General features: G+C 67.7%; 12 protein-coding genes. 1 reads left to right on the top strand and 11 read right to left on the bottom strand.

Going from position 1 to position 19,487, the window contains the following annotated elements:
* Positions 1-18 precede the first annotated feature (18 nt).
* The 3 genes from H9645_RS10795 to H9645_RS10785 are packed head-to-tail and all read right to left on the bottom strand — an operon-like array spanning position 19 to position 5,820.
* Positions 19-3,588, bottom strand: coding sequence for a glycosyltransferase (locus tag H9645_RS10795; RefSeq protein ID WP_191729712.1), 3,570 nt, complete (start codon positions 3,586-3,588; stop codon positions 19-21).
* Entirely contained in the window at positions 3,585-4,979 is a 1,395-nt protein-coding gene (locus H9645_RS10790; RefSeq protein ID WP_225218196.1) for an ABC transporter ATP-binding protein, read from the bottom strand. Before H9645_RS10790 ends, H9645_RS10795 begins: the two co-directional genes overlap by 4 nt.
* A complete protein-coding gene (locus tag H9645_RS10785) occupies positions 4,969-5,820 on the bottom strand; it encodes an ABC transporter permease (protein WP_225218195.1) in 852 nt (283 codons plus the stop codon). Before H9645_RS10785 ends, H9645_RS10790 begins: the two co-directional genes overlap by 11 nt.
* A 152-nt stretch (positions 5,821-5,972) precedes the next feature.
* Between H9645_RS10785 and wecB the strand changes: the two genes are divergently transcribed.
* Complete coding sequence (gene wecB / locus H9645_RS10780) at positions 5,973-7,091, top strand: non-hydrolyzing UDP-N-acetylglucosamine 2-epimerase (RefSeq protein WP_191729711.1); 1,119 nt, start codon at positions 5,973-5,975, stop codon at positions 7,089-7,091.
* A 12-nt stretch (positions 7,092-7,103) separates the two neighbouring features.
* Here the strand turns inward: wecB and H9645_RS10775 are convergent, their stop codons facing one another.
* The 8 genes from H9645_RS10775 to H9645_RS10740 form a co-directional block, all read right to left on the bottom strand.
* Positions 7,104-8,573 carry a hypothetical protein gene (locus tag H9645_RS10775; RefSeq protein ID WP_191729710.1) on the bottom strand — a complete coding sequence of 490 codons (1,470 nt, stop codon included), beginning with the start codon at positions 8,571-8,573 and terminating at the stop codon, positions 7,104-7,106.
* Positions 8,566-11,394, bottom strand: coding sequence for an acyltransferase family protein (locus tag H9645_RS10770; RefSeq protein ID WP_191729709.1), 2,829 nt, complete (start codon positions 11,392-11,394; stop codon positions 8,566-8,568). The genes H9645_RS10775 and H9645_RS10770 overlap by 8 nt, the downstream gene beginning before the upstream one ends.
* A 130-nt stretch (positions 11,395-11,524) precedes the next feature.
* Positions 11,525-12,742 (bottom strand): class I SAM-dependent methyltransferase, encoded by a 1,218-nt coding sequence (locus tag H9645_RS10765; protein ID WP_191729708.1) that lies wholly within the window; start codon positions 12,740-12,742, stop codon positions 11,525-11,527.
* Entirely contained in the window at positions 12,739-15,030 is a 2,292-nt protein-coding gene (locus tag H9645_RS10760) for a glycosyltransferase family 2 protein (RefSeq protein ID WP_191729707.1), read from the bottom strand. The genes H9645_RS10765 and H9645_RS10760 overlap by 4 nt, the downstream gene beginning before the upstream one ends.
* On the bottom strand, positions 15,002-16,672 hold the full coding sequence (locus H9645_RS10755; protein WP_191729706.1) for a glycosyltransferase family 2 protein: 1,671 nt from the start codon (positions 16,670-16,672) through the stop codon (positions 15,002-15,004). Before H9645_RS10755 ends, H9645_RS10760 begins: the two co-directional genes overlap by 29 nt.
* Positions 16,672-17,448: an ABC transporter ATP-binding protein gene (locus H9645_RS10750; RefSeq protein ID WP_191729705.1), complete on the bottom strand. Its 777-nt coding sequence runs from the start codon at positions 17,446-17,448 to the stop codon at positions 16,672-16,674. The genes H9645_RS10755 and H9645_RS10750 overlap by 1 nt, the downstream gene beginning before the upstream one ends.
* 2 nt (positions 17,449-17,450) lie before the next feature.
* A complete protein-coding gene (locus H9645_RS10745) occupies positions 17,451-18,284 on the bottom strand; it encodes an ABC transporter permease (protein ID WP_191729704.1) in 834 nt (277 codons plus the stop codon).
* A 3-nt stretch (positions 18,285-18,287) separates the two neighbouring features.
* Positions 18,288-19,463 (bottom strand): cystathionine gamma-synthase, encoded by a 1,176-nt coding sequence (locus H9645_RS10740; RefSeq protein WP_191729703.1) that lies wholly within the window; start codon positions 19,461-19,463, stop codon positions 18,288-18,290.
* Positions 19,464-19,487: the final 24 nt, after the last annotated feature.

Here is a 19,487-nt window from a genome sequence, read left to right as displayed (position 1 = left end):
TGCCGTCGCCCGTGGCGGTCAGCGCCCCAGGATGTCCACCGCCAGCCGCACCAGCGCCGCGCGCGAATAGCCCTGCTCCAGAAACTCGAGCCCTGCGGCGGAAACGCGCCGCCACTCCACGTCATCGCCCAGCAGCAGGTCGATGCGGTCGGCCATCTGGCGTGCGTCGTCGATGCCCGCCATGAACGCACCCGCGGCTCCCAGCCCCTGGACGCCAGTGGAGGTGGTTACGCAGGGCACCCCGTGCCTGAGCGCTTCGAGCACCTTGCCCTTCATGCCGCCTCCGAACCTCAAGGGCGCGATCGCGACCCGCGAACGCGCGTACCAGCGCTCGAGCTCGTCGTCGGTGACGAAGCCGGTCACCGCGACGTCGTCCCCGGCCAGCGCCAGGACCTCGTCGGTCGGACTGGATCCGACCAGGGCGAGGCGGACGCCGGGGCGGCGGGCGCGCAGCAGCGGCATCACCTCGCCCACGAACCAGACCGCGGCGTCGACGTTCGGCGGATGGCGGAAGCCCGCGACGAACAGGACGCCTTCGCGGCCCTGCATTGACACGCTGCCCGGCGCCGGCAGGTTCTCGTAGCCATACAGCGGCGCGGTCATGGCGCGGCCATGGGCGCCCTCATCGGCCAGCCAGCCCGTGACATGCCGCGTCTCGTCCACGGAGGGATAGACGATGACGTCGGCCGCCCTCCACATGCGGTGCTCCATCGCGCGCACGTGGTCGACGTCCTGCGCGGTGACGCCTTCCGGATCGACCTTCGCCTGTTCCAGCATGCGCAGGTGGTGGACGTCGTGGCCGTAATACACCAGTCGTGCGCGGGCGGCATGCGCGCGGACGGCGTCGATCACCTGCACCGACACGTGCGGCCGGCTCAGCACCACGGCGTCCAGCTGGTCTCCGTGGGCGGAGATCCAGTCCTCGAAGCGTCCACTCCACTCGTTGCCATAGAGCACCTCGATACCCATGCGCTGCAGCACCGGCGTGTAGGCCGGATGCCGGTGCAGGTTCTCCGGCCAGAACTTCACATTGCAGCCCAGCGACACCAGCACCTGCAGGAACTGGAACATCGCCTTCGATCCCGCGTCGCGGTCGGGCTCGGGAACGTAGTGGTCGACCACGAGGACGGTGCGCCGCCCGGCGCTGCGGTCGCGCGCCGCGAACACGTTCACCGCATTCGGGAAGTGCTCGCGCTCGAGCGCCGTCCGCCAGCGCTCGCGGAACTTGCCGGCATTCACAACCTGGAAGGCCTTCACCCCCGAGCCGGTGTCGGTACCGCTGGAAACACCCTCGTAGTGCACAACCACCGACTCCGGCTGCAGGTAGGTCTTCAGGCCCGCGGCGCGGATGCGAAACGCCAGGTCGGTGTCTTCGTAATACGCCGGCACATAGAGCTCATCGAAGCCACCGAGCCCGTCGAACACCGCCTTGCGCAGGAGGATCGATGCGCCGGACACATAGTCGGCCTCCTTGAGGTAGTTGTATTCCGGGCGCTCCGGATCATCCAGCCGGCCGTAGTTCCAGGCGCTTCCGTCCGACCACACGATGCCGCCGGCTTCCTGCAGGCGTCCGTCGGGATACACCAGCTTCGACCCCACCATGCCGGCATCGGGTCGCGCGTCGAAGACGTCCAGCAGCCGGTCCATCCAGTCCGGAGTGACCTCGGTATCGTTGTTGAGGAAGTGGACGAACTCGCCGCGCGCCAGCGAGGCGGCGTGATTGCAGGACCGCAGGAACCCGAGGTTGTGCGCGTTGACGTGGTATCGCAGCCCCGGCACGCCGGCCAGCAGCGCCATGTCCTCGTCGCCCGAGGCATCCTCGGCCACGATGATCTCGAACGCACAACCCGGCGGATGCCGCATGATCGAACGGAGGCACGTCACCGTGCATGCGAGGTTGCCGTAGGTCGGGATGACGATCGAGACCCGGGGATGGTTGAAGGCGGGAAACGCCAGTCCTTCCACCAGGGCAGCGGGCGCGAGGGCACGGCGGTCGCCGGACGGCACGGTGTCCGGCACGGTGTCCGGCGCGGCCACGCGCGGGGGCCTGCGCGAGGTCATCCTGGCCCGCGCGTTGCGCAGCGACTCGCGCACGCCTTGCCAGTCCCCCCGCAACAGACGGGCCGCGAACCGGAGCGGTCGCGTGAGCGTCCAGGAGCGGGACCCGATGAGCTGCGCCAGTTCGCTGGCAAGGGCGTTCGATCGCGCCGCCTGGGCGGATGCCGCATCGCGGGCACTGTCGCGCTCGAGATGCGCATCAACCAGTTCGGCCTGCTGTCGGGCGATCTGCGCGTTGGCCTGCCCGAGCTCGTGATCAAGCCTCAGCGCCCACGCCGTCTTCTCCTCGAGCTCGGCCTGGCTCTGCGCGATGCGTGCCCGCGCGTCCGCAAGCTCGCCGTCGAGCGCGAGCGCCCACGCCGTCTTCTCTTCGAGATCGGCCTGGCCCTGCGCGATGCGTGCCCGCGCGTCCGCAAGCTCGCCGTCGAGCGCGAGCGCCCACGCCGTCTTCTCCTCGAGATCGGCCTGCCCCTGCACGATGCGTGCCCGCGCGTCCGCAAGCTGGCCGTCGAGCGCGAGCGCCCACGCCGTCTTCTCCTCGAGATCGGCCTGGCTCCGGACGATCGTGGCACGGGCCGCGTCCAGCTCGGCGTCCAGCCGCCGGCTCCATTCCGAACGTTCGTCGCGCTCCGCTTCGAGCGCCGACTGGCGATGCCGGAGCGCCCGCCCCTCGGCCGTCCCCTCGGCAAGGGCGGCGGACAGGACCGTGCCGGTCGCGTCGGCCGGCACGCCGATGATGTCGTAGACCTCCGGCGCGTCAATCGTGAACCGGTCCACCTCGCGCCAGGTCACCGCGTCGAGCAGCAGCACGGTGCCGGTGGCAACCGCCGAAGCGGTCGCGACGTTCCGGCTCGCACTGAGACCCACGCAGACCAGCCCGGCGCCGAACAGCAGGCCACGCGTGTAGCCCTCGAACGCATGCCTGTGCACTTCGCGACCGCCGTCGAACGCACGTACCGCGCTGGACTCGGAATCGCAGAGCCACAGCAGGCCGTCATGGCTGACGAGCGAATGCGGCTGCGAAAGTCCATCCACCACGACGTCCTGAGTTTCCAGGTCGATCACCCGTCCCGCCCCGCGCGTGCGCCCCTTGTAACCACGATGGGTTTCGAACGCGCCGAAGATCGAAGCCAGCAGGCGGCCCCGGTGCATGACGATCGAGTTCACGTGGACCGAATCCGGCTCACCCGGCAAGCGCCAATGGCGCTCCTCGCCCAGCGCGGCATCGAGCCGGACGACGCTGTTGTCCATCGTCCGCACCACGTGCAATGCGCCCCCGATCCAGCGCAGGTCGTGCAGATCCCCGGGCCCGCCGCCCAGGTCGTGCACGCGCAGTCCCTCGCGAGCCGCGATGCGGATGAGGCTGGCGTCGGATGCCTGGCGCGCCCATGCGAACCCGCCCGGCATGGCCGTGATGCCAACCGTATCCACCACGCTGATGCAGCGCGCGGCCTTCTCACCCTGCCCGCGCAGGAAGAGCCCGCCACCGTTGGGCGCTGATACGAGGAGCTGCATGCCGGTGTCGCTCATGCCTGCTCCATCCTGGCACCGGGATCGACGCGGATATCACAGGCCAGGTCGACATAGCCGCTGGCGCGGGCCTGGTCGCCGAGCACGGTCAGGATCACGCCGTCGACGCGGCGGTCGAGGGCGACGATCTCGCCCCCACCTTCCACGTAACGCGAAACGCCCATCCCGAGGAAGTACTGCCCCGGGAGCAGGACGCACCGCATGTCGAAGGCCACGACCAGGACCTGGCCCGCGTCGCAGGCGTACAGCCCCTGCGCCGCCATGATCGTGTTGCTGCTGTAGACCTGCAGGCCGTCGACGGTGCGCACGTGCATGCCGAACACCAGGCGGTCGACCGCGGCCCGGAACACATAGCGCGCATGGACAGTGAACGGCGCACCCGGCGCGAGCACCGGGCCGGTCTCGGACCCGGAGACGATCATGAAATCGGCCAGCAGTGCGCGGCCGTCGCCCAGGCGCGTTTCGGCGCGGTTGTAGCCGGCGCGCGTCGCGAACAGGTCGCGGCTGCCCCCCGCCAGCAGCTGGGCCCTCGGGTCCCCGGCGGGGAGCAGGTCGTCCTTCGCGGCACCGGGCGCATCGTGGCCGGAATCCGCGGGTTGGCCCGCGACCAGGCGGGCGTCCACCGCTGCCGCGGCATCCATACCGTCCGGCCCGTGCGTGCCGAACAGGCACTTCATGTACTCGCGCACCGCCTGGCCGCAATCGCCATCGAACAGCATCCGGCCCTCTTCCAGCAGGATCGCGCGGTCGCAGAGCTGGACGAGCAGCCCGGTGGAATGGGTCACCAGCAGCAGGGTGCAGCCGCGCTCGCGCAATTGCTCGATGCGTCGGTAGCACTTGCGCTGGAAATAGACGTCGCCCACCGCGAGGGCCTCGTCGACGATCAGCACCTCCGGATCGGAATGCGCCGCGACCGCGAACGCGAGGCGCACGAACATGCCGCTGGAATAGGTCTTGACCGGCTGGTCGATGTGCTCGCCGATTTCCGCGAACGCCAGGATGTCATCCAGCCGGGCCTCGATCTCGCTCCGGGTGAGGCCGAGGATGCTGCCGTTGAGGAAGACGTTCTCGCGGCCGGTGAACTCCACGTTGAACCCGGCGCCAAGCTCCAGGAGGGCTGCCACGCGTCCACGCACCTCGACCGTGCCGGCGCTGGGTTGCAGCGTGCCGCAGACGACCTGCAGCAGCGTCGATTTCCCGGACCCGTTGCGCCCGACGATGCCGACGGCCTCGCCCCGGCGTACGTCGAAGCTGATGTTGCTGAGCGCCTGGAAGTCCGCGGCCCTGCGCGTCCCCGGGACCACCAGCTGCAGCAGCCGTTCGTGCGGACGGTCGAACACGGGATAGGACTTGGACACTCCACTGACGCGGATCGCGGGCTCAGAGGACATCGGCGAATCCCCGACTGGTGCGCTGGAACCACGCATGCGCCGCGAACATCGCGACAAGGCCTGCGAGAGCGAACAGGCCCAGCGCCGACCAGTCCGGCTGCCGCCCCCACAGCGCGACGTTGCGCGCCTGGTCGATGAAGAAGGTGAGCGGGTTGAGCTGGAACAGCAGCTGGTAGCGTTCAGGCACCGCCTGCACGGGCACGATGGCGGACGACAGGAAGAACATCGCCGTCGCCACCACCGGCGTCACCTGGGCGATGTCGCGCAGGTAGACGCCCAGCGACGACGTGACCCAGCACACGGCCACGGTGAGCATTGCAAGGGGCGCCAGCACCAACGGCAGCAGCAGCACCAAGGGCGACAGCTGGCGGTATACGAAGAAGCTGAGCAGGCAGAACACCAGCACGTTCATCGCCAGGTGGAACAGTGCCGACAGCGCCATGGTCCAAGGCAGGATGTCGAGCGGGAACACCACGCGTTTGACGTAGTTGGCGTTCTCCAGCATCAGCCTCGGCGAACGCGTGAAGCATTCAGCGAAGAAGCCGTGCACGAAGATGCCCACGAAGATCACCAGGCCGAACTCCGCGTGCGTGTCGCCAGCCTGCGGCCAACGTCCCTTCAGGATGCTGCCGAAGGCGACCGTGTAGACCACCAGCATCAGGAACGGGCTCAGCAACGACCACAGCATGCCGAAGCTCGCGCCGCGGTAGCGTCCGAGGATCTCGTTGCGGACCAGCTCCCGGGTCAGGTTCCGGTGTCGGCCGAAGGCCGCGAACGGATTGCGCGAACGCATCAGCTGCCCCGGCGCGCTGGAGGCCAACAGCGGCCCGCGGTCCACCATGTTCAGGCCTCCAGAAGTCGTCGTGATCCGGCGAAGTGTAGCAGCGGCCAACCGGCGGCCAGCGGCCCGGGCGATTCGCAGGGCGACTCCGCGCCCGCTAGAATCATCGCTTTCCGCCGCCCCACTCCAGTGCCCATGGCCAGACTCCAGCCTTGACCAGGAAAAAAGTACTCCTGGTGTTCGGCACGCGCCCCGAAGCCATCAAGATGGCCCCGGTGGTCCGTGCCCTCCAGCAGCACGACGCCATCCACCCGATCGTCGCGGTGACCGCACAGCATCGCGAAATGCTCGACCAGGTGCTGTCCCTCTTCGAGATCCGCCCCGACCACGACCTGGACGTGATGCGTCCGGGGCAGTCGCTCGATTCGCTGTTCGCAACGGTCCTTTGCCGCATAGGCGGGATCCTGCAGCAGGAAGCTCCGGCGATGCTGCTGGTACACGGCGATACCACCACGACCGCCGCATCCGCACTTGCGGGATTCCACAACCGGATCCCCGTCGGCCACGTCGAGGCCGGGTTGAGGACGGGCGATCTCCGCGCCCCCTGGCCCGAGGAAGGCAACAGACGCCTGGTCGCGCCATTCGCGGACATCCACTTCTGCCCTACCAGCCGTGCCGCCGGAAACCTCCTTGCGGAAGGCATCGATCCCGGCCGCATCCACGTGACCGGCAACACGGTGATCGACGCCGTACTCGACGCCAACGCCCGCATCGCGGCGAGCCCTGCCCTCCAGGCCGCGCTGGCCAGGCAATTCGACTGGCTCGCCCCGTCTTCGCGGCTGGTGCTTGTGACGGGCCACAGGCGCGAGAGTTTCGGGCACGGACTCCGGCAGGTCTGCAAGGCGCTGCTGGCGCTGGCGGAGCGCCAGGATGTGCAGATCGTCTACCCCGTCCACCTGAACCCTGCAGTCCGCGGGCCCGTGACCGCACTCCTGGGCACGCACCCACGCATCCACCTGCTGCCACCCCAGGAATACCTCCCCTTCATCGAGCTCATGCGGCGCGCGTCCCTGGTCATCACGGATTCGGGAGGCATCCAGGAGGAGGCACCGGCACTGGGCAAGCCGGTGCTGGTCACCCGGGATACCACCGAGCGCACCGAAGCCCTGGAGCAGGGGACGGTCAAGCTGGTCGGGACGGAGGTCGAACGGATCGTCGGGAGCGCCAATGAGGTCCTCGACCGCGGCTTCCCGGCAGGCGGCCTCCAATCATCGCCATATGGCGACGGGACCGCGGCGCGTCGCATCGCTGCCCTGGTCGCGGACTTCTGAGGATCGCCCCGGTCAGGGGCCGGCCGGGCTGTCCGCCGCGTCGACCAGCGCCCTGCACTCCATGCCTATCCGCATCAGGCAGTCGCGATCGAAATGGCGTGGATCGGCGGTCGCGCATCCGTACCGCGCATCACTCAGGTCCACCAGCCTGACGGACGCATGGCGATCCGCAACCCGCCTCCAGATCCGGTTCAAGGCCGCGAACCGGGCCTGCGTGACCCCCTGCTTGGGCCGCTCGTCCTCGAATACTTCCGGCGGCAGGATCACCGCCAGCATGCCGTCCCGGCTCTCGACGTGCCTGGCAAGCGCGAGGCATGCATCCTCGAACGTCTGCTGGCTTGGCGGGGCGGTCCAGTAGCGGTGGTCGTAGTCGTTGAATGCACCGTACACGAGCATCCTGGCTTCGCAGGGCAGGTTGCCCGCCAGCACGTCTTCGAGCTTGAACACCCTCGGCCAGTTGTCGAACCGGGTGCCGGGCGTCGCCATGTAGTGCGCGATCGCCCCGGACTGGCAGTTGGCCATGACCCGCACCCGCGGTTCGCCATCCTCCACTCCGAGCCGTGCCAGGACGCTCTTGAATTCCTCGTCCTCCGGCTGCACCAGCGTGATCCAGGGCGGCATCTTCGCGTCCACCGGCAGCTTCATCCCGCGGAAGGTCTTGCTGAGCACGAAGGCGACGGCATTTTCAACGCCCATGTTCATGGTCCTGCAGGAGAAGAGGAAATGCTTCAGAAGCACCTTCCTCTCCACCGCCGCGAATCCCACCAGGCCATAGTCGCCGTACCGGTCCCAGACGAACACCGAGTACGTTTCATTGCTTGCAACGTCGATCACGTACTCGGGGATGCTCCCGGCCGCGACCCGCGACCTGGTGAAGTTCAGCTGGTTCGTGCGATTGACCAGCTCCTCGATCCGGGAGGCGAACGCAAGGTTGTCGGTCCTTCGCACGAGCGCCATCCGGATCCCGCACGACGCGAGGAACTCCTCGTTGCTGCCCGCACTCGCCTCCCGGTCGCCGATCTTGCGCTCCAGCATCCGGTACTGCTCGACGCGCGACTTGTTCACGCCCTGCAGGGATTCGACCAGTTCGCGAAGGAACGCGTCGCACGCGTCCTCCCTGGCATCGATGACGCGGATTCCCGGGTTGAAGTGCGCGACTTCGCCGAGATTCACCGGGTTGTCGTCGATGAAGGCGACATCCGGTGCCCTCAGCTGCATGTCCTGCAGGAGCTGCCTGACCAGCTCCCCCTTGGGGAGGAACCTGATGACCGGAAACACGAAGTCGTCCCACAGCCCGAGCTCGACCAGCTTGGCCTTCGCCACTTCGGGATCGTTCTTGGAGCAGATCGCATTCACGACGCCGCGGCGGTTCAGCTCGCGGATCGCAGCGACGCGGTCGCCATGCGGTTCCACGGCGTCGCCTTCCGCAAGCGTTCCCGCCCAGAGCGTATCGTCCAGATCCCAGATCACCAACTTAACCATGCTCTTCCCTGCTGACAGAATCATCGGAGTTCAAGGCCTGCTCGAGCGACCGGGACAGCTTCTCGCCCACCAGGTCCATGAACGTCGCGGTCGGCTGGTTGCTGTCCCGGTACACGAGCACCTTGTCCTGGACGGGCGCGCACCACCCCTCGGGACAGAAGACGTCGCTGACGCTGATCCCCCGGGCCCGCCCGGCCCTGACCAGATGGTCCACGGGGCCCAGCGGCACGACCTGGTCCACCGGCCTGCCGCAATCCTCGATGCCATGATCCCGGACGCAGCGGGGAACATCCACCTCGAACCAGGGTGCCCCGGTGATGCCAAGTATCTTCACGCCCCGCGCGTGCAGGCCGTCCGTATAGGCGGCGACGCCACGACCAAGCGCCTGCCCGGCATCACCGGGAAGCTCGCCCGCCCGACGACGGTACATCGGTGACTGCGTGATGAAGATCGCGGCCGGCGGCTTCTCCTCCAGGATCGCCTTGACCTCCCGCGACCATCGCGAACAGCCGGAATACGTCGCCTTCAATACCCGGTGATGGATGTCTTCCGCACCGAACAGGCAGCTGTCCTTGAAGTACGTCACCACCCGCAATCCAAGCCTCTCGGCCAGCAACTCGAAGGCGGGCATGTAGTTGGCGCCCGTCGCATCCCCGACGACCGCGACATGCGTTCCGTCTTCGGGACCGAACTCGCACGTCTTGACGGACTCCACCCTTGAGGAGCGCACGCAGCCCTCGGACAGGAACCGCGGCCTGTCCGCCGCTGCATTGAAGGGGTCCGGGGAAAACCCGAAGCTGGGCGCGGCAACAGACACACGGGCCACGTCCAGCCCCAGTCGGTCGTACAGCGGCTGTGCGAGCGTTTGCGCGAACGTGCCCGTCAGGTGGTGTGCATCACGATAGACAAACACGTTTCCGACGACCGCGGGGCACGCCCCATCGCGACACAGCAGGTCGGTGAAGTCCAGCAAAGGGAAGCCCGACATCGAGGCCAACCGCACCATGGCGTCCTCTCCGAGCGCTGCATCGGCATCGTCCGTGCATTCGCGGAAAGGTGCAGCGGCCGTGGATGCGCAGTTCGGAACCACGGTGGGCTGCCACGGCGTGGGCCGGATGATGCGGATGGGCGTGCCGTCCCTGGCGACGGGATGCCAGGTATCGAACAGCCCCCTGGCAAGCGCCCCCGCGCTACGCTCCGGCGGCTGGTCACGAAGCTCGTACAGGCGGTGCTTGGGAGACTGGCTCAGGATCACATAGTCGAAATCCCCCTTGCGGACGTAGTCGACCACGTTGTCGGTCCAGCGCACACAGGAGGTGTACGGGCGCTCGGATGTCATGGCCGACACTTCCAGGCCCGATGGCGAGCACGAGGTCTTGGTCAATCCTTCGATGTAGAGATCGTGGGTCTCCGCAAGAGCCTCGAAGGCCGGCAGCCAATGCACCGCATGCGAATCTCCGACGACTGCGACCCGGGTGCCTGCAGTCCGATTCCCATAGGAGCAGACCTTGACCTCGCTGCCTCCCCCATTCTGGATGCAGCCCTGTCCGTAGGCAGCGGCAACATCCCGCGGTACGGCCGCCAGTGCCGGCACGAATGGAACGTCCGGAACGGGCTGCCGCCCTTCCCCGTACCAGGCAAGCGCTCCCGGGTGCGTCGCTTCGGATGCCAGGCCAGCCGGCCCCTGGGGAGCCGTGGGGCCGCCAACCAGGACGGCTGCCGTCGCGAACGCCAGCGAGGCCAGTGCATACCTGCCCAGGACGAGCGGCCGTCGCCCCGTTGCCGCATGCCGGAACCTGTCTTCGATGAAGCGCCTGGAGAGTTCGGCGAGGAGCAGCGAGACCAGGACAACCGCGATACCGGCCATCGGCCCGACGGCATCCTCCCCCCCGAGGTGCCTGGCCAACATGATCACCGGCCAGTGCCACAGGTACAGCGAATAGGAGATGTCCCCCAGCCAGGTGGCCGGTCGCGACCCCAGCCATCGGGTCGTGAACGACTCCGGGAACGCCCTGCCACCCATGATCGCCAGCGCGGCGCCCAGCGTCGGCGCCAGGGCGGCCGCGCCGGGATAGACCGTGTCGCCCGAGAAGGACAAGGCCGCGAAGAGAATCAGGAGCAGGCCCAGCAGCAACTCCGCCGCCCCGAGGCGGAGGCCGGGCCACAGCGCGATCATTCCACCCGCGGCCAGCTGCCACACCCGGGTATGGGTCGTGAAGTACGCGGACGGATCACCCGCGTATCCGGCTTGGAGCGCGCACCCCAGCGAAACGGCCACGACAAGGCCGAAAGCGACCGAGAGCGTTCTCCGGATGCTGCCGGCCTTCCGCCACCGGACCGCCAGCAGGATCAGGAACGGCCAGGCGATGTAGAACTGTTCCTCGATCGACAGGGACCAGTAGTGCTGCACCGGGCTGGCCACGCCGTCGGCAGCCAGGTAGTCCACCGACTTCGACGCGAGGACCCAGTTCTCGAGGTAGACCGCCGCCGCGGCGAACTCGATCCGCAGCGGCTTCCAGATCAGCTCGGGCAGCAGCAGCGAGAACGCCAGGAACGAGACCACCAGCACCGACAGCGCAGCGGGCAGCAGGCGCCGTGCGCGACGCACGTAGAAATCCAGCAGCTGGATCGTGCCCGTCCGCTCGACCTCCCTGAGCAGCAGGGAGGTGATCAGGAACCCGGAGATCACGAAGAAGACATCGACCCCCACGTACCCGCCAGGAACGAACGCGGGCCAGACGTGATAGAGGAGCACCAGGCCGACGGCAATGGCGCGCATCCCCTGGATATCCGCTCGAAAACCCTGCTTTCCCACGCTCATCTCTGATCTCTGAATATGTGGCCGCCCCGAACTCCGCGCCCGGTCGCATGCGGCGGCGGAACCGGTCGCCAGTGGCATCCGCGCGCTGGAACCACCTTGCCGCGGTCAGGACAGCCGGGACGGACCGGAGTCAATCCGGTGCGTTCGAAAGCACGGTGAGCGCAACCGTCCGTGGTCCCAGGGATACCGGCTCGGCAAGTTGGACGCATGCCAGATCGCGCCAGCATCCGATGATCTCCGCTTCATCCGGGCGCCCTGCATCGTCGATCACCAGCACGCTGCCTTGCCGGAGACGTCCGGCAAGCGCTGGAAGCGCGGGGAAGCGCGCCCGCTCGCCCAGGGCGGCGGGCGGACCGTCCACGATGAGGACATCGATCGTCTCCGGCAGCGCCGCATCGGCCAGCGAATACCATGGGTAGACTTCGTCCGCCACTTCGACGTCGACGATCGGAGCATGGTGGACCTGCGCCCATGCCTGCAGTCCTTCGCGCTCCAGGGCACGCCGCGTGGCTTCGGCGTACTGCCATTCGTGGTCCAGCGAATCCACGCGGCCCGCTCCCATGCTTTTCAGCATGCGCGCGATCCACACCGTGGACGTTCCACTTCCCAGTTCGACGACGCGCGGACCGGACCACTGCGAGATGACGTCCAGGAGCGCGTGGACCGCCACCGGCTCCATCGCCCACCCCCCAAGCAGAGGGGAAAGCCCGGCGCCCGGAAGCGCATGGAGCTGCATGAGCGCCTCCACGGATCGCGTCACTCCGCCGGATGCATCGTTGACCGCCTTCTCGAGGTTGCGCCGCAGCCGGCTCTCCACCGGCTGATGTTCCGCGATCTCCTTGCTGATCCTGAGCACGTTGCGCCCGACCCGGAGCGAGGTCTGCACATCCAGGCCCTGGGCACCCAGCAATTCGCCATGCTCAGCCACCAGGCCCTGGAGATCCGCGAGCTGCCGGCTGATGTCGCGCTGGTCGACGCGCCTCGCCGCACTGTCTTCCGCCCTCGCAGCGGCGGCGCTGCGGACCACGTCCTGGATCCGCCCGGCGAGCGCCCCTTCGATGCCCGCCAGGCGCGAAACCGCGGTCTCCAGGCGTCCGGAGGACTGCCTGAGCGCCGCCATGCCCTGCAGCGCGGCTTCGGCCCTGGCCAGTGCCTCCAGGCTCCGCTCCTGCTGTCCGATCACATGCCGCATCTGGCGGGAAAGCATGTAGCCGACGAGCGCAAGGCCTGCGACCAGGAAGACGATGGCGGCCGCCGCCAGCAGCGGGAGCGCGAGGACTGCTCCTGCCAGCAGGGCGACGGCCCCGATTGCCAGCAGCCCGAGCGCGCATACGCGCCACGCGTTCATGCGTGTCCGCCTGCAGACCCGCGCAGCGCGGCACGGTGGGCCTCGATCTCGGCCCGCTCTTCTTCGGTGACGCCAAGCCGTGGCGCCAACCTGGAATACGGCCTGCCGAAGCGGGCCGATCGATCCGCCACGATTCCGTCCAGCGGGGCCCACAGGACTTCCTTCCAGGGCGCAACGCTCCGGATGGCGTCGGTCTGGACGCTGTCGTTCCTGCGGAATTCCCTGAACAGCGTGGTTTCCTCCACGCCCTGCACCGTCAGCCACTCGACCGGCCTCTCGATCGCGACCAGGGTGACCCGCCGCTTCCGGGCTTCCACCGCGAACCAGACGTCGGCCATGCCTGACTGCCTGAACCAGGCCAGCTCCGGCCTGATCGCACTGGTATGGAATGCCGTGGTGCCCGTGCCCAACTGGTTCACCACGGTGTCCTGCTTCATTTCCTCTTCGAAATGGATGAGCGTGCGGCCCGCGAAGAAGGACTTGATCGGCTTCGCGTAGATCGTGCCGTGCAAGCCCACCACGACCTTGCGGTCGTAGAACTCGATCTTGCGGATCAGGGTCTGTACGTAGTCGTGTGGATAGACGAGATCATCGTCGACTGTGATGACGTAGCCATCCCGGACCCGGTCCATGAAGAAGAACTTTCCGTTGTCCCGGAGATCCGTGCCCCCCACCTCGACGGTGATGCGGGAATGCTTCAGGAATTCGGGGACGTCATCCTTCGAGTATTCGTTGAGATAGACATAGAGGTGGTCGACCTGCGGCAGGATGCTCTCGACGACCACCTTCAGCTTGTCCCTCCGCGGGGGATACGAAGCCAGACAGGCCGTGATGAAATTTCCGTCGTACTCGCCCGTTCCGATCCGCAGCTTCCCGAACGCGGGGAACGGCCTGCGCACCACCGGGAAAGGCACGTAGGGCCGCAGGCCCTTTTCGTCCAGGAAGGAATGCCAGCGCTCGCACATTGCGGCGTAATGCCTGCGCTGCGGCGAGAGGAACGACTGTACTTCCGTACGCTCCTGCTTGAAGTTGATGGCGTTGTCCGGGTCCGACGTCAGCGACCCGTCGCGCAGGAGCGCGACGTAAAGCGGCTTCTTGACGTTCACCTCGGCTTCCCGCCCGTAGCTGCGCCGGATGCGCCTGAGGAACTCGTCGTCCGCGGACGTGCGGACGCTGTCGAAGTAACCGATCTCGTCGAAGACCGGGCGCTTGACCATCTGGCTGATGTACGCCACCCGCTCCACGACCCCGTTGATCTCGATGATCGTCCCGCTCTCGTCCTTGCGGACGTGGTTGCAGGTGCTGACGACCCGCCCCACGTGGTTGAGCGCGGCAAACTGCGCCGCCAGGCGCCCGGGCTCCGAAATGTCGTCGCTGTCCATGAAGGTGACGACCTCGCCGCGCGACCGGGTGATCCCGAAATTCTTGCTCCAGTAGGTGCCGCGATTGACGCCGAGGCAGAACACCTGGAGGCGCGGATCCTCGTTCGCGATCCGTTCGAGCACCGCGCGCGTATCGTCGGTGCTGCAATCGTCGACGGCGATCAGCTCGAGGTTGCGCCACGTCTGTCCGAGGATCGACCTCGCGGCCTGCTCGACGTACGCGCCGGTGTTGTAGCACGTCATCACCACGCTGATGAGCGGCTCGCCCTCGTAGGTCACCGCCGGTGCGCCGAGCGGCTCCTTGGGCCTCGACATGTATGGAACGCCGGCGATGCGGACCGACTTGTGCGGCGGCAAACCGTTCTGGTCGACGGGGTTCGGGGCCGGCGGCCGCCCTGCCGGCACCGGACCCGCCACCGCCGTGGAGGGGGCATGCCCGGACACCTGCCGGCCCCGCAGGCCGCCCCTCAACAGACCCACGGCCTGCCCGATCCCGGCGATGCGCCGGAGAAAGCTGAATATCGTTCCGTTGAGCAGGGCCTCGTGGCGCTGCTCAACGACGGTCACGCGTGATCGCATTTCGACCGCCAGCTGCCTGACCGTCTTCTCCTGCGCCGCGATCAGCTTCCTGCAACGGTCATCCAGTCGCAGGAGCTCGGCCCGCAGGACCTCGAGGTCGCCGTCATCCGTTCCCGGCATCGCGTCCGCTGGCCCGCCGACAGGCAGGTCGACGCCGCCGACGGACGCACGCGCTTCCGCCTGTGTCACCAGGACGGCATCGAGTGCCGCCAGCGCTTCGCCTGCAACGTCCGGCTCAAGCCGCCCCAGCAGCTGGCGGAGGTGCTCCAGCCCCAGCGTGACGGCTTCCAGCTGGTCATCAATGGTTTTCGACGAGGCCACGTCCATCTCCAGACAGATTCGTTGTTCGACAGCCAATCCACGCATCGGCCGCCGTTGGGGACACCTCCACGCCGGAGGCGACGTCCATGCTCCACGTATGATGGTCCGGAGCGGAATAGCGGATGCATGCGTAACCCGGCACGTTCACCGACACCAGCCGCAATCCGTCCCGCCGCGCCCTGAGCAGGAATTCGGAATCGACGCCCCGGGGAAGGTCCGGATCGAAGCCGGGTATCCGGCCGGGGATGTTCCGGGCCACCAGCGTCGCACCGCACATGTGTCCGGTCGGGTCCAGGTCCTCGATGTAGACGTTCGACCGCGCGGCGCGCTCCTCGTCGAAGAACCATCGCGCCCCTTTCCTGGTGAGCAGCAGGGGGCGCGCAAGGACGTCCGCATCCGTGTCGAACAGCAGCCTGACGCCATCCTCGACGTAGTCCGGCCCGTAGACATCATCGTCGTCGATCTTCATCCAGACGGCGCCGGAAGACGCGGCGATGCCCAGGTTCAGGCACTCTCCCAGGCTCGCACGGGCCGGGGCTTCGATGACCTCGACCCTGAGCCCGGGCCGCGCCGGAACCGCGTCCCCCAAGGAAAACCCGTGGCATACGAGGACGATCTCGATATCGGGATAGCCCTGCTGGCAGAGCATTTCCACCGCCCTGGGCACGAAGTCCGGCCGCTTGCTCGCAAGGATGCAGGTCACCAGCGGCAGCTCGCGGCGCTCGCCGGCCACCACCGAAGTCCAGTCGAAGAAGGTGTCCTGCAGACGTCGCCTCACCTGCCGGGATGACGCCCAGCCGTCGACGATCCCGCCCAGGGTCGCGTCGCCGTTTCCCGGGGCCTGGAGCAGGCCGGCGATGTCCTGCCCCGGCGCTTCGATGCTGAGAAGCCGGGGCAGGATCTTCGAATCCAGGACCGGCACCTCCAGCTCCAGCTGGCGTCCGTCCTGCCCGACCAGGCAGGAGCCAGGCAGATCGGAGAGGGACGCCGCGTCCGCTGCAGCGGGGAACACGACGCGTGCGCGGCGCAGCGGCGCAGCGGTTTCGCGAAGCAGCTGGGGTGCCACCGGATGGTACAGCCGCGTCGGGAGGAACCCGCGCTCGAACTCCTCGTCAAGCACCAGCAGCTGCGCACCGCATCGGCGTGCGCATGCCGCCGCAATCTCCACGCGGCTCCGGTGTGCGATCACATGCTCGACCGGCAGGTCGCCGCCAGCGCGCCCGAACAGTCTCCCGAGCTGGCTTTCAAGCCCACGCCCGATCCGCTCCGGGCCGAAGAAGGCGATCGGACCCTCGGCGGCCGCCCGCCGATACGGCTCGTCCCAGAGAGCCAACGCCTCCACCCCGTAACAGAAGGGGGCGCAGTCGAACCCGCTGCCACCGTGCTCGCGGAGGAGTGCAGGAGGAACAGGCCCCGCCGTCCAGCGCCGGCCGGCATCCCGCGGCTTCGAAACGCCACGCAGGCGGGCACCGAGCGTCCGCAGCGGCCCGGTCAGTCGCCAGGAGCTGCTCGCATACACGTCCGAAAGCTCTTCTTCCAACTGATAGCGCCTGACGCGATGTGTCGCCAGCGCACGCATGCGCGCCGCCAGGAGATCCGTGGCGTCTCCGCCAGCACGGCCACCCGGGAACGCGCGGAACCATTCCATCAAGACGCCTTCGCGAGGGCGATCTGCGTGTTCTGGCGACGCGTCCGCTCGCGGTAGACACCGATCACGCGCGAAAGGGAGCCCGCCGCCTTCACCTGCCCGCCCTCCAGCAGGATCGCGCGATTGCACACCGCCCGCGCCATCCTGATGCTGTGGGTCGCGATCACGACGATTTCGGCGCCGCCGACCCGGCTGGTCAACCGTTCCCCGGCACGCTCGAGGAACGCCGCGTCTCCCGTGCTCAACCACTCGTCCATGATCATCACGTCGTTCTGGAACGCGGTGGAGATGGAGAATCCGAGGCGCATCCGCTGGCCGGACGACAGCGTCTTCAACCGGTGCGAGGCTTTGCTCTCCAGGCCGGCGAAGTCGAGGATCTCCGGCACGTTCCGCCTGATCTCCGCGAGCCGGATCCCCATCGAAGAGCATCTCAGCAGCACGTTCTCGACGACGGTTGCCTCGCCGTTGAATCCCAGGTTGATGTTCATCAGGGCCTGCCGGCTGCCGGTGACCTGGACGCGGCCACGCGTGGGGCGATACGCCCCCGTCAGGATCTGCAGCAGCGTCGACTTCCCCGCCCCGTTCTGGCCCAGCACCGCGATGCGGTCGCCATCCGCGGCCTCGAAGCTGATGTCGTCCAGCAGGGTCGCCAGGCGCCTTTCCGGACGCGAAAACGCGGCCCTCCTGAGCACCTGCCCCCATCCGGACACGTCCGAATGGCGCTGCACGTAAAGCGGGACGTCGAGCCCGACGTTCTCCAAGCGGATGTGTGCCATGGTCAGATCCAGATCGGCACGAAGCGTGCGTATCGCCGGTAGACCAGCGCCGCAGCCGCGGTGGTGAACGCCGTGAACAGCGCCACGAACGCGACACTGGTGCCCGCCACCTGCCGCCCGAGGACCGGGCCCCGGACGATCTCCAGGAAATGGTAGACCGGGTTGGCCATCACCAGCGCGCTTCTCGCGCTGCCGGCCGGAAGGCTGTCGGGATACCAGAGGATGGGCGTCAGCAGGAAGCCGAAAATGAAAACGCTGGTCGTGAGCTCGTGGAAGTCCGGAAAACGCGCCCCCACCAGGGCGAGCACGATGGCGAGGCAGAACAGGTTCCACATGAACAGCGCCAGCCCGGCGATCGTCACCGGGAGGCCCTGTACGACGAAGTCGGGAGAGCAGGCCAGCACGATGCCCAGGACGATGCAGGCGGCCACCAGGTGGAACGCCGCCTTCGAGATCGACTTCAGCACGTAATCCGTGAGGCGGACCCGCCCGTCCATGATGAACGCCCTGCTCGACAGCATCACCGTGGACGCCTCGTTCATCACCTGGGTGACGAACCTCCAGAGCGTGTACCCCATTCCCATGTAGGGCATGAAGGACAGTGGCGGGCGCCCGATGATCCCCGCGTAGAAGTAGCCCAGCACGCAGAACGTCGCGACCGGCGGCAGCAGCACCCAGAAGATCCCGACCGCCGACCGGCGGTACTTGGAGACGATCTCGAGCCATGCCGCCAGCAGCCAGAACTCATGGTTCTTCAGGCTCTCGCGCGCATCGCGATAGAACGAGTCAGTGCGCAGCGAGCTGTCGCTCGACGTCTTTGCCATCATCCGGCCCATGGTTCACGGCGTTCGCAGGGCCACGTCGAGGTCGTCCTGCAGATCCGCGAGCGTTTCGACTCCCACGCTCAACCTCACCAGGTTGTCCGTGATCCCGAGGCGGGCGCGGATGTCCGCAGGCACCGAGGCGTGCGTCATGATCGCGGGATGGTTCACCAGGCTCTCGACGCCGCCCAGGGACTCCGCCAGCGCGAACAGCGCAGTGCGCTCACAGAAGCGCTTCGCCGCTTCCGGCCCGCCCTTGAGGTAGATCGAGACCATGCCGCCGAAGCCGTCCATCTGACGGGCCGCCAGCGCATGCTGCGGATGCGAGGCCAGGCCCGGGTACACCACTTTCTCGATCGCCGGATGCGCCTCCAGCCACTCCGCCAGCGCCATGGCGTTCTCGCAGTGCGCCTTCATCCGGAGATGCAGGGTCTTCAGGCCGCGCAGGGCGAGGAACGAATCGAAGGGCCCCTGGACCCCGCCGATGGAGTTCTGCAGGAACGCCACCTTCTCGGCCAGCTCCGGGTTGTCGCCGACCACGGCGATTCCACCCACGATGTCGGAATGGCCGTTGAGATACTTGGTGGCCGAATGCACCACGATGTCCGCGCCCAGCTCGAGCGGACGCTGGATGACGGGTGAGCAGAACGTATTGTCGACCACCACCAGCAGGCCGTGCCGGCGGGCAATCGCCGCGATCTGTGCGATGTCCACCAGCTTGAGCAGCGGATTGGTCGGGGTCTCGATCCAGACCATCTTCGTTTCGGGCCGGATCGCGGCCTCGAACGCCGCCGGATCGGCCATGTCCACCCAGCTGGCATCCAGTCCGGCGCTGCGGCGACGCACGCGCTCGAACAGGCGGTAGGTACCGCCGTAGACATCGTCGGTGGCGATCACATGGCTGCCGGCGTCCAGTAGCTCGAGGATGGTCGAGCTCGCCGCCAGCCCCGAGGCGAACGCGAAGCCGCGGCTGCCTCCCTCGAGCTCGGCCACGCAGCGTTCGTAGGCGAAGCGGGTCGGGTTGTGGCTGCGCGAATACTCGAAGCCCTGGTGCTCCCCGGGACTGGATTGCACATAGGTAGAGGTCGCGTAGATCGGCGTCATCACCGCGCCAGTGGCCGGATCCGGGGCCTGGCCGGCGTGGATCGCCAGCGTGCCCAATCCTTGTCTCGTCGCCTTGCCGGAGTTGCCCATGCGTCTGCCTGCGATCCAGTGAAC

The organism is Luteimonas colneyensis, from assembly GCF_014836665.1.
In the GTDB taxonomy this organism is placed as follows: domain Bacteria; phylum Pseudomonadota; class Gammaproteobacteria; order Xanthomonadales; family Xanthomonadaceae; genus Luteimonas; species Luteimonas colneyensis.
This window is presented reverse-complemented; position numbering and strand designations above follow the sequence as displayed.

Bases quoted from the DNA above. Each gene is read 5' to 3' on its own strand.
- H9645_RS10750 (WP_191729705.1), bottom strand. From the start codon at position 17,448: ATGGCACACATCCGCTTGGAGAACGTCGGGCTCGACGTCCCGCTTTAC.
- H9645_RS10795 (WP_191729712.1), bottom strand. From the start codon at position 3,588: ATGAGCGACACCGGCATGCAGCTCCTCGTATCAGCGCCCAACGGTGGC.
- H9645_RS10755 (WP_191729706.1), bottom strand. From the start codon at position 16,672: ATGGAATGGTTCCGCGCGTTCCCGGGTGGCCGTGCTGGCGGAGACGCC.
- H9645_RS10775 (WP_191729710.1), bottom strand. From the start codon at position 8,573: ATGGTTAAGTTGGTGATCTGGGATCTGGACGATACGCTCTGGGCGGGA.
- H9645_RS10790 (WP_225218196.1), bottom strand. From the start codon at position 4,979: ATGTCCTCTGAGCCCGCGATCCGCGTCAGTGGAGTGTCCAAGTCCTAT.
- H9645_RS10745 (WP_191729704.1), bottom strand. From the start codon at position 18,284: ATGGGCCGGATGATGGCAAAGACGTCGAGCGACAGCTCGCTGCGCACT.
- H9645_RS10770 (WP_191729709.1), bottom strand. From the start codon at position 11,394: ATGAGCGTGGGAAAGCAGGGTTTTCGAGCGGATATCCAGGGGATGCGC.
- H9645_RS10785 (WP_225218195.1), bottom strand. From the start codon at position 5,820: ATGGTGGACCGCGGGCCGCTGTTGGCCTCCAGCGCGCCGGGGCAGCTG.
- H9645_RS10740 (WP_191729703.1), bottom strand. From the start codon at position 19,463: ATGGGCAACTCCGGCAAGGCGACGAGACAAGGATTGGGCACGCTGGCG.
- H9645_RS10760 (WP_191729707.1), bottom strand. From the start codon at position 15,030: ATGGACGTGGCCTCGTCGAAAACCATTGATGACCAGCTGGAAGCCGTC.
- H9645_RS10765 (WP_191729708.1), bottom strand. From the start codon at position 12,742: ATGAACGCGTGGCGCGTATGCGCGCTCGGGCTGCTGGCAATCGGGGCC.